The organism is Psychrobacillus sp. 05T411, assembly GCF_056396485.1.
The window spans coordinates 42251-52755 of record NZ_JBFTLO010000020.1 but is presented as its reverse complement, the minus strand read 5'-3'; the positions used below and the strand labels follow the sequence as shown (position 1 = coordinate 52755).

General features: G+C 35.5%; 7 protein-coding genes. All 7 read right to left on the bottom strand.

What is annotated here, in order from left to right; genetic code table 11:
* Positions 1–267 precede the first annotated feature (267 nt).
* The gene (locus AC1DFT_RS15115; RefSeq protein WP_478159555.1) at positions 268–1374 is read right to left on the bottom strand and encodes an HD-GYP domain-containing protein; all 1107 of its coding nucleotides are present in this window, start codon (positions 1372–1374) and stop codon (positions 268–270) included.
* Positions 1375–1489: 115 nt separating this feature from the next.
* Positions 1490–3997 carry a DNA gyrase subunit A gene (gene gyrA / locus AC1DFT_RS15110; protein WP_478159554.1) on the bottom strand — a complete coding sequence of 836 codons (2508 nt, stop codon included), beginning with the start codon at positions 3995–3997 and terminating at the stop codon, positions 1490–1492.
* 27 nt (positions 3998–4024) lie between these two features.
* A complete protein-coding gene (gene gyrB, locus AC1DFT_RS15105; protein ID WP_478159560.1) occupies positions 4025–5947 on the bottom strand; it encodes a DNA topoisomerase (ATP-hydrolyzing) subunit B in 1923 nt (640 codons plus the stop codon).
* A gap of 78 nt (positions 5948–6025) precedes the next feature.
* Positions 6026–7138, bottom strand: coding sequence for a DNA replication/repair protein RecF (recF, locus tag AC1DFT_RS15100; RefSeq protein ID WP_478159553.1), 1113 nt, complete (start codon positions 7136–7138; stop codon positions 6026–6028).
* A gap of 1 nt (position 7139) precedes the next feature.
* Complete coding sequence (gene yaaA / locus AC1DFT_RS15095) at positions 7140–7367, bottom strand: S4 domain-containing protein YaaA (RefSeq protein WP_478159559.1); 228 nt, start codon at positions 7365–7367, stop codon at positions 7140–7142.
* 267 nt (positions 7368–7634) lie between these two features.
* Complete coding sequence (gene dnaN, locus AC1DFT_RS15090; RefSeq protein ID WP_478159552.1) at positions 7635–8771, bottom strand: DNA polymerase III subunit beta; 1137 nt, start codon at positions 8769–8771, stop codon at positions 7635–7637.
* Between the two features lie 171 nt (positions 8772–8942).
* Positions 8943–10286: a chromosomal replication initiator protein DnaA gene (dnaA, locus tag AC1DFT_RS15085; RefSeq protein ID WP_478159551.1), complete on the bottom strand. Its 1344-nt coding sequence runs from the start codon at positions 10284–10286 to the stop codon at positions 8943–8945.
* Between the last annotated feature and the right edge of the window lie 219 nt (positions 10287–10505).

The following is a 10505-nucleotide window of genomic DNA, read 5'->3' as shown; positions in this document are numbered from 1 at the left end:
AATAGAGAACTTAAAAAGCTCATGTTGTTTTGCTGGCATCATCATTAAATGATGTCAAAATTGTTTTGCTATCAAGTTAACCGAAGTTAATCTTTCAAGCTATATTTCTTAACGTTTTGCATGTTCAGTTTTCAATGTTCATGTTGTCGACTTGTTTTGGCGACTTCTATATAATATCAAGGTTTGTTAAATATGTCAACACTTTATTCATATAAAATAATAAACTCTTTCCTTTTCAATAGAAACAAGGAAAGAGTCCCTATTATATCAATCTAGAATACTCTCTATGTATAAAGCTCTTTTAGCAGTTAGGTCAATTATTTGACCAGTTTCTGTTAAACGAATCATTGGTCTCATTGGTGAATCTCTATGGGTAAATACAACTTCTCCTGTCCTTCCATCAGATAAAAGAACACGGGTGGAAATTGGTAGATCACCTACAAGTGATATTAAGGCATGTACCACTTCGATGTTATACTTGCCAAATTCTTCTTCCCTGATCATTTCTAATACTTTAAATGGAGAACTCTTTGCACGGTATATCCGTTCAGATGTCATTGCGTGGTAAACATCAGCTACAGCAATTATTTGTGAGTAAACAGATATGCTATCCAATTTTTCTCCTTTTGGATAACCACTACCGTCTAAACGTTCATGATGTTGAAAAATAGCTAGTTTAAGTTCAGATTTTAATAAAGGACTATCTTGGATCATTTGCAAACTATAAATAGTATGCTTTTTAATCTCTGAAAAATCTGCTTCAGTTAAATACGACCTTTTCTCTCTAATCTTCCCATCTACTTTTGACATTCCCACATCTGCTAATAAACCAGCCGTTGCTATTTGCTTTATCATTCCAGCAGGATGTCCTAACTTTTGAGTTATTGCACCAGAAATAATTCCTACAGCTATCGAGTGATGGGCAACATAGTTTTCTACAGAAGAAAAACTATTTAAGTGAGAAAATATTTTCTTGTCAGCCATAGCACTTTCAACTAAAGGCATGACTATACTACGTAATTTCCCAACGTCTACCTTCATTCCAGCTTCCCACGAAGTAAATTCTTTATAAAATGTTTTTACTGCATGATCATATAGCTTTACAAAACTAGTTTGGATAGCTGGTTCATTTTTATTTTCAATAATCATTGCTTTGTCTTCATTTAGTTTGCTTATTTCTTCTTCTGTTCTACCAAATACATTTTCCAATACAATTGGTACTTTATTAATATCAAATGCGCGTAATACTTGGATATGTTCCCTGGTTATTTTAGTATCTTTTCGAATAATGGGGTTTTTGGTGTTCACTAAAATATCTTCTGCTAGAATACTTCCTAATCTCAATTCCTCTAAGTTTTCTATAGTTTGGTGCATATTTTGTCCCTCCTTTTACTAAATGTTTCCTTGATTATACTAAATATTCTGGGTTACTGTATATATATGAAAAAAGCACTCTTAAACGATTTTGTTTAAGAGTGCCTTCATTTACTTATTCATTTGTTTCTTCTGTAGACGAAGATTCCGTATCAGTAGGAGAACTTTCTTCTACTTCTATGTCTTCTTCCTCTTCCTCTTTTTCTACTTTTGCGACTGTAGCTATTAACTCATCATCCGCAAGTCTCATTAATCGGACACCTTGTGTACTTCTACCAGTTATAGAAATATCATTTACATCCATTCGAATGAGCATACCATTGATCGTGATTAACATTAAGTCTTCTGTTCCATCTACTGCCTTAACAGCAGATAAAGGACCATTTTTATCGGTAATTTGACATGTTTTCACACCCATACCACCACGACTTTGCAAGCGATACTCGGATTCTGGCGTACGCTTTCCATAACCTTTTTCTGTAACAACCAAAATTTCTTGATCTGGTTCTATAATTTCCATGCCTACTACATAGTCATCGTCTTTTAAACGGATACCTCTTACTCCACCGGCAGTTCTACCCATAGAGCGAATATCGGTTTCTTCGAATCGTACCAGTTTCCCTTGTCTTGTTCCAATGATTATTTGTTTCTTACCATCCGTTAAACGAACAGCAATTAGTTCATCTTCTTCCCGCAACGAAATGGCGATCAAACCATTCGCTCGAATATGCGCAAAACCGGAAACAGGAGTACGTTTTGTTACACCGTGTTTTGTCGTAAAGATAAAATAACTCTCTTCCTCGAATGATGCCATTGGAATCATTGCAGTAACTTGTTCATCTTTTTCAACGCCTAGTAGATTAATAAGTGGTAATCCTTTTGCTGTTCGTCCGTATTCAGGAATTTCAAATCCTCTGGCACGGTACACTTTCCCTTTATTCGTAAAGAATAAAATAGTATCGTGTGTCGATGTGTACAATAGGTGTTCTACGAAGTCATCTTCGTTTGTTCCCATCCCTTGAACTCCTCGACCACCACGTTTTTGACTCTTATACGTATTCGCAGGCAATCGTTTAATATATCCTTTATTTGTCAATGTAAGTACAGAGTTTTCAACAGGTATTAAGTCTTCATCCTCTAAAACTTCTGCTCCTCCAGCGACAATTTCCGTTCTACGTTTATCCGCATATCGATCTTTAATTTCCATAATTTCTTCTCGGATAATTTCAAGTACTCGATATTCATTTGCTAAGATGAATTTTAGCTCTTCAATTAATTTTACTAAAGCTGTATATTCATCTTCAATCTTATCTCGTTCTAATCCAGTTAAACGTTGTAGACGCATATCTAAAATCGCTTGGGCCTGGCGTTCGGACAAGTTGAATTTTTCCATCAACCCATTTTTTGCTTCTTCTCCTGTTCGAGAAGCCCTGATTAATGCAATGATTTCATCGATATGGTCTAAAGCAATTCGTAAACCTTCTAAAATATGTGCTCGATCTTCTGCTTTGTTTAATTCGAATTGTGTACGACGACGGATAACTACTTTTTGATGTTCTAAGTAGTGATAAAGCATTTCTTTTATGTTCAATACTTTTGGTTGGTTATCCACGAGGGCCAGCATATTAACACCAAAGCTAGATTGCAAAGCTGTTTGTTTATATAAGTTATTTAAAAGTACATGGGAGTTTGCATCTTTTCGAACTTCGATAACAATTCGCATTCCATTACGATCTGATTCATCCGCTAAATGGGTAATGCCGTCAATTTTTTTATCGCGAACTAATTCTGCAATTTTTTCTATTAAACGAGCTTTGTTTACTTGATATGGTAGCTCTGTAACAATAATTACTTCTTTACCGCTAGCTTTTTGTTCAATTTCGACTTTTGCACGAATTAGTATAGAACCTCTACCCGTTTCGAATGCACGACGAATACCACTTTTCCCTAAAATAATACCGCCTGTTGGAAAGTCTGGTCCTGGGATTATTCCCATCAATTCTTCTATCGTAATTGCTGGGTTTTCAGACAATGCTAAGACCCCATCAATTACTTCTCCTAAATTATGAGAAGGAATATTCGTTGCCATACCAACTGCAATCCCAGAAGCTCCATTTACAAGTAAGTTAGGAAATCTACTTGGTAATACAACAGGCTCTTTTTCCTGTCCATCATAGTTATCTTTGTAATCTATTGTATTCTTATTAATATCACGTAATAACTCCATCGCAATTTTAGACATTCTCGATTCGGTGTAACGCATTGCAGCTGCTCCATCGCCATCTACCGAACCAAAGTTACCATGACCATCTACTAACATATAGCGGTAGCTCCAATGCTGTGCCATACGTACCATTGCTTCATAAATGGAGGAGTCACCATGTGGATGGTATTTACCCATAACGTCTCCTACAATACGAGCAGACTTTTTATGGGGTTTATCCGGAGTATTTCCTAATTCTTGCATTCCATATAAAATTCGACGATGAACAGGTTTTAACCCGTCTCGAACGTCTGGTAATGCACGGGATACGATTACACTCATCGCGTAGTCAAGAAATGATGTTTTCATTTCCTGACTAATATTGATCCCTTTAACACCTTTATTCGGTATTTCTGACATCCTAAAGACCTCCAGTCACACACATTCTTAAATATCTAAATTTTTCACATAGACAGCATTTTCTTCGATGAATAGACGTCTTGGTTCTACTTCTTCCCCCATTAGTTGCTCAAACACCGCATCTGCTTCCATTGCGTTATCTAAGTTTACTTGAAGTAAAGTACGTGCATCTGGGTCCATTGTTGTTTCCCAAAGTTGCTCTGCATCCATTTCCCCAAGACCTTTATAACGTTGAATATTCGGTTTGGAGGTTTTTGGTAGACGATCTATAATCTCTTTTAATTGTTCATCGTTATAGCAATATTCGACATGTTTTCCTTGTTTCACTTGATATAAAGGTGGTTGTGCGGCGTACACATAACCTGCTTCAATAAGCGGTCTCATGAAACGGAAGAAAAAAGTAAGCAATAAAGTTCGAATATGTGCACCATCAACATCGGCATCTGTCATAATAATAATTTTATGATAACGGGCTTTTTCTAATGTAAATTCTTCTCCAATACCAGTACCAAGTGCCGTAATCATTGCACGGATTTCAGCATTCCCTAAAATTCGATCTAAACGTGCTTTTTCTACGTTTAGAATTTTCCCTCTTAGTGGCAAAATCGCTTGGAAGTGACGATCACGACCTGATTTAGCTGATCCTCCGGCAGAGTCACCTTCTACGATATACAGTTCACTTTCTGCAGGTACACGAGAAGAACAATCTGCAAGTTTACCTGGAAGACTAGAAACTTCTAATGCAGACTTTCTGCGTGTAAATTCACGTGCTTTCTTTGCAGCAACTCGTGCTCTTGCAGCCATGAGTCCCTTTTCGATGACTTTACGTGCAACTTGCGGATTTTCTAGTAAAAACCGATCAAATCCTTCTGAAAACAAGCTATTTGTAATAGTACTTACTTCAGAGTTACCAAGCTTTGTTTTCGTTTGCCCTTCGAATTGAGGATCTGGATGTTTAACTGAAACAATAGCCGTTAATCCTTCACGCACATCGTCTCCGGTTAAATTGGCATCTGCTTCTTTTAACAAACCATTTTTTCTAGCATAGTCATTAATAACACGAGTTAGTGCTGTTTTAAATCCAGACTCATGTGTTCCACCTTCATAGGTATTAATGTTATTTGCAAAGGATAATATATTAGATGCGTAACCAGAGTTGTATTGCATAGCAATTTCAACAGCAATTCCATCTTTTTCTCCTTCTACAAAGATTGCTTCTTCCGTAATTGGCTCTTTTGATTTATTTAAATCTTCAACGTAAGATTTTATTCCGCCCTCATAGACATATTTAACCGATTTCTCCAGGCCTTCTCTTTCGTCAGCGATTGTTATTGATAAGCCACGGTTTAAATAAGCTAGTTCACGTACACGGTGTGCTAAAATATCAAACTCATATTCAGTAGTTTCAGTGAAAATCTCTGCATCTGCTTTAAATCTTGTCGTTGTACCAGTTATTTCAGCATCCCCTATAATTTCTAAAGGAGCACTTACAGCACCACGTTCAAATTTAATACAGTGAATTTTTCCATCACGTTTTACATATACTTCTGTAAACTCGGAAAGGGCATTTACAACCGATGCACCAACCCCGTGTAGTCCACCAGATACTTTATAACCACCGCCACCAAATTTACCGCCGGCGTGTAAAACGGTCATAATAACTTCAACGGCAGGTTTACCCATCTTTTCCTGTGTATCTACTGGGATACCACGTCCGTTATCTTCTACTCGAATCCAATTGTCTTTTTCAATGGTGACAATAATATGATCACAGTATCCAGCAAGTGCTTCGTCAATACTGTTATCAACGATTTCCCATACAAGATGGTGAAGTCCCTTTGAACTGGTAGTACCGATGTACATCCCTGGACGTTTTCTAACGGCTTCTAATCCTTCTAATACTTGTATCTGATCAGCATCATAAGATTTATCTAACTCTTTTTCTTCCATAGCCAACTTGCTCACCTACTCTTTCATCACTTCAATAATGGTGAATCTTGTTTTTTAAAAAAATAAAGGATTTCTAAGTTAATTAATAACTGCTCCTTGTTCCACATGAAACATCTTTGCATGTCGAATTGTGTCATGTGCAATTCCTTCTACACTTGTCGTTGTGACGAATGTTTGTACGTCACCTTGAATCGTATTTAACAAATGAGATTGTCTATAATCATCTAATTCAGATAAAACGTCATCCAGCAATAAAACAGGAGCTTCACCTACCTCCTGTTTTATCAGTTCGATTTCAGCCAACTTTAAAGATAAAGCCGTTGTTCGTTGTTGGCCTTGTGATCCATATGTTTGAACATCATAATCATTAACAAAAAATTGAAGATCATCTCGATGTGGACCCGTTAAGGTGACTCCACGATCCAGTTCTCTTTTTTGACTATCCGCCAGTTTTTTTTCGAGATGTTCTTTCATCTCATTTTCCGTCCAACCTGCTTGAATACCGGAAGTTGAATTATACGAAACAGTCAACTTTTCTAATCCTCTAGAAATACCAAAATGGATTGGTTCGGCCCATTTTTGTAGTAAGTCCATGAACTGAAATCGTTTTTGAATTACTTTCACTGCAGCATCTATATATTGTTCAGTATATACATCAAACATAACGTCCTTAAGAAAAGGTTTCCCTTGATTTTGTTTTAACATATGATTTCGTTGTTTTAATATCTTTTGGAATTGAAGTAAATCATGTAAATAAACAGGGGAAATTTGGCCGATTTCCATATCAAGAAATCGCCTTCTAACTTGTGGACTACCTTTTACTAAATATAAATCTTCGGGTGCAAACATAACCACATTGAGCTGACCAATATAATTACTTAACTTAGTTTGCTCTAAATGATTCACTTTTGCTTTTTTTCCTTTTTTCGACAATGTTAGTTCTAAAGGTAAATGACCATATTTTTTTTGAATAGCTCCTCTTATTTTACCATACTCTGCTTCCCAACGTATCAATTCTTTATCGTTGGAAGTTCTGTGTGATTTTGCCATGGATAGTACATAAAGGGATTCCATCAAATTTGTTTTGCCTTGTGCATTTTCGCCTATAAACACATTAATTTTGGAGGAAAATTCTAATTCAATTGATTCATAATTACGGAAATTTTTTAACTCTAAACGTTCAATATACATGTTAATCCCCGTTCTCTGGTCCAATCAATTGGAATCTTCCTACTCCTGGAATATTTACAACGTCATTATGACGAAGTTTACGACCCCTACGTTCTTCTACTTCGCCATTTACATAAACGGTATGTTCACTTAAAAACCATTTGGCCATTCCACCTGAATCTATTGCATTTGTCATTTTCAATAGTTGACCGAGTGTAATAAATTCTGTGTCAAAACGAATCGCTTCCAACAATAATTCAACCTCTTCTCATTTTCATTATCCCTTCATTTTACTCCAAATAACCGAATAAGTAAAAAAAAGCGTAAATGGCCTTTAAGTGTGTCTACAATTCAGGGTTTTCGATGAAGGATAATTTGTGGAGTATAGGGAAAGTTTTATACCTTAAATTGTTCGAAGAAAGTTATACACATGTTAATAAGCTTTTAATTCCTAAAGAACAAAAAGATAGCCACATGGGTGACTATCTTCTCTTTTTTATGTTTAGTTGATCACAGCTTAATAAGTTCTTACTGGTAAAATAAGTTGCAAAATCGAATCATCGTGAACAGATTTCAATACGAATGGTCGCATCGCTCCAGAAAATAGGATTTTCACTTCTTGTCCATCTATTGCTTTTAAAGCATCCATCATATATTTTGCACTGAAAGATAGTTTCAGTTCTTCCCCATCAATGGATTCTGCTTGAATTTGTTCTTCTACATTTCCTATTTCAGGCGAGTTAGAAGATACTTCCACAAACCCTTGTCCAATAGTCGAGAAACGAACGACATTATTTCTTTCTTCTCTTGCAAGTAAAGAAGCACGATCAATAGCCTGTAACAATGACTTTCCATTTACTAAAATTGTGGTTTTATACTCGTTTGGTATTAACCGAGATGTGTCAGGGTAATTCCCTTCCAATAATCTAGAATAGAACAATACATCTCCTGTTTTAAACAAAATTTGTTGCTGCGTCATGACAATTGCTACTTCAGAAGATGTTTCCTCCAAAATTTTGTTTAATTCATTCAAGCTTTTCCCAGGAATTACAACGCTATATTCTTCTTCTGGCAAATCCTTCAGTGCTGTTTTTCTTTTAGCTAAACGGTGACTATCTGTTGCTACGCAATGAAGTTCTCCTTCTTTGACTTGCCAATTCACACCTGTAAGTACAGGGCGACTTTCAGATGTGGATACAGCAAATACCGTTTCTTTAATAATCGATTTCAATAAGTCAGAAGCAATAAAGAACTGACGATCTTCTTCAATTTGCGGAAGTAAAGGATATTCCGAAGCATCTAATCCAATCAAGTTAAATTCTGATTTTCCTGACCGTATATGCGTTTGAAACTGATTCGTTACTTCGATCTCTACTTCGTTTGTAGGTAGTTTTCGTACGATCTCATTGAATACACGTGCTTGTAAAACAATAGAACCTATTTCGCTTACATTAATAATTTGTTCGCCATTTTTTTCAGTTGGTATATACGTTTGTATAGTGATATCAGAATCACTTCCAGTAATATAAAGTCCTTTTTCTGAAACCTCTAATTTAAGACCAGTTAGAATTGGGACTGTTGTTTTTGAACTTACTGCTTTCATTACATCATTTAATCCCTCTAATAAACTATCTCTCATTACATTGAATTTCATTTTTGTACCTCACTTATATAGTTATTATTTATTTAAAAGATTAATAGATATAGTAATAGGGCCTGTGGATATGTTGATAAGTATATTTTAACCCATTGATACCAATCTATCCACATGTGTACAAGTTGTTCTTAAGTCAAAGGAAAAGAGAACTACTTATCCACAAAGTTTTTATCTTCCTAAAATAGTTTTAATTTGTTTTAAATCATCTTGTAAATTTAAATCATCTTTGAGCATTTTAGAAATTTTCTCATGCGCATGAATAACGGTTGTATGATCTCGACCACCAAACTCTTCGCCAATTTTAGGGAGCGAAAAATCGGTTAACTCACGTGAAAGATACATTGCTATTTGACGGGGAAATGCAATTGATTTTGTCCGCTTTTTAGCTGTGAAATCTTCTAATCTAATGTGAAAATGTTCTCCCACCACTTTTTGAATGTCTAAAATGGTAATTATCCTCGGACGAGCGTTTGGCATAATATCTTTTAATGCCTCTGTTGCTAGTTCAGGGTTTATATCTTTATTTACAAGAGAAGAATAAGCTACTACACGTATTAATGCACCTTCTAATTCTCTAATATTGGAATCAATTTGGTTTGCTATATAGGCCATTACTTCATCTGAAATGTCCAATCCATCAGCTCTTGCCTTTTTGCGTAAAATCGCTATTCTTGTTTCTAAATCTGGGGGAGCAATATCTGTTATTAGTCCCCATTCAAAGCGAGAACGCAAGCGATCTTCCAGTGTTGGAATTTCCTTGGGAGGTCTATCACTAGAAATAACAATTTGTTTAGATTCTTCATGTAATGCATTAAAAGTATGAAAAAATTCTTCTTGAGTTGATTCTTTTCCTGCAAGGAATTGAATATCATCTATTAGCAGGACATCTATATTCCGATACTTATTGCGAAATTCAATGGTTTTATTGTCTCGAATAGAGTTAATGAATTCATTCGTAAACTTTTCAGAAGATAAATAAACCACTTTTGCATTGGGATCGTGTTCTTTAACATAATGACCAATCGCATGCATTAAGTGGGTTTTTCCGAGTCCTACTCCTCCATATATAAATAGAGGATTATATGCTTTTGCAGGTGCTTCAGCCACAGCTAATGATGCAGCATGAGCAAAACGGTTTCCTGAGCCAATAACAAATGTATCAAATGTATATTTGGAATTTAAAATTCCGGGTGAAAAGTCTGATTGATCCCCGTTATTCATAGGGATTTTAGGTTTTGGTATATCAAAGTCTTCTACATCTTGGTTCTTTGGTACAACAAAAGAAATAAGAAGTTCGTTACCAGTCACTTCCGTCAAAATTCCTGCAATTAGATGGACATAATGGTTTTCAAGCCAGTCCCTTGCGAAGGAATTAGGCGCAGCTATTGTAACAGTCTCTCCTTGATATGAAAGTAGCTTCGTCGACTTTAACCAAGTTTCAAAACTAGGTTTCGATGTTTTCTTTTCTACTTCAGAGAGAACCTTTGCCCAAAGTTCTTCTAAATGTTCCAATAATCTAGTCTCCTTTTTTAGAGTAGTAAAACGTTCTAATTTTACAATGTGTAAAAATAATTAATATGCATAAATTAAAGACATATACACAAATCCACCTTCTGTGGATAAATATTGTAAACGTACGTGGAAAAACTTATCCACAGATTACTAACAACTGTGGATAAGAAAAAGTGGTAAAATTTAATTGAAAAAGTAAAACACAAATATCGTAACAAA

Coding starts and splice junctions, on each gene's coding strand:
- AC1DFT_RS15115 (WP_478159555.1), bottom strand. CDS start 1,374: ATGCACCAAACTATAGAAAACTTAGAGGAATTGAGATTAGGAAGTATT.
- gyrA (WP_478159554.1), bottom strand. CDS start 3,997: ATGTCAGAAATACCGAATAAAGGTGTTAAAGGGATCAATATTAGTCAG.
- gyrB (WP_478159560.1), bottom strand. CDS start 5,947: ATGGAAGAAAAAGAGTTAGATAAATCTTATGATGCTGATCAGATACAA.
- recF (WP_478159553.1), bottom strand. CDS start 7,138: ATGTATATTGAACGTTTAGAGTTAAAAAATTTCCGTAATTATGAATCA.
- dnaN (WP_478159552.1), bottom strand. CDS start 8,771: ATGAAATTCAATGTAATGAGAGATAGTTTATTAGAGGGATTAAATGAT.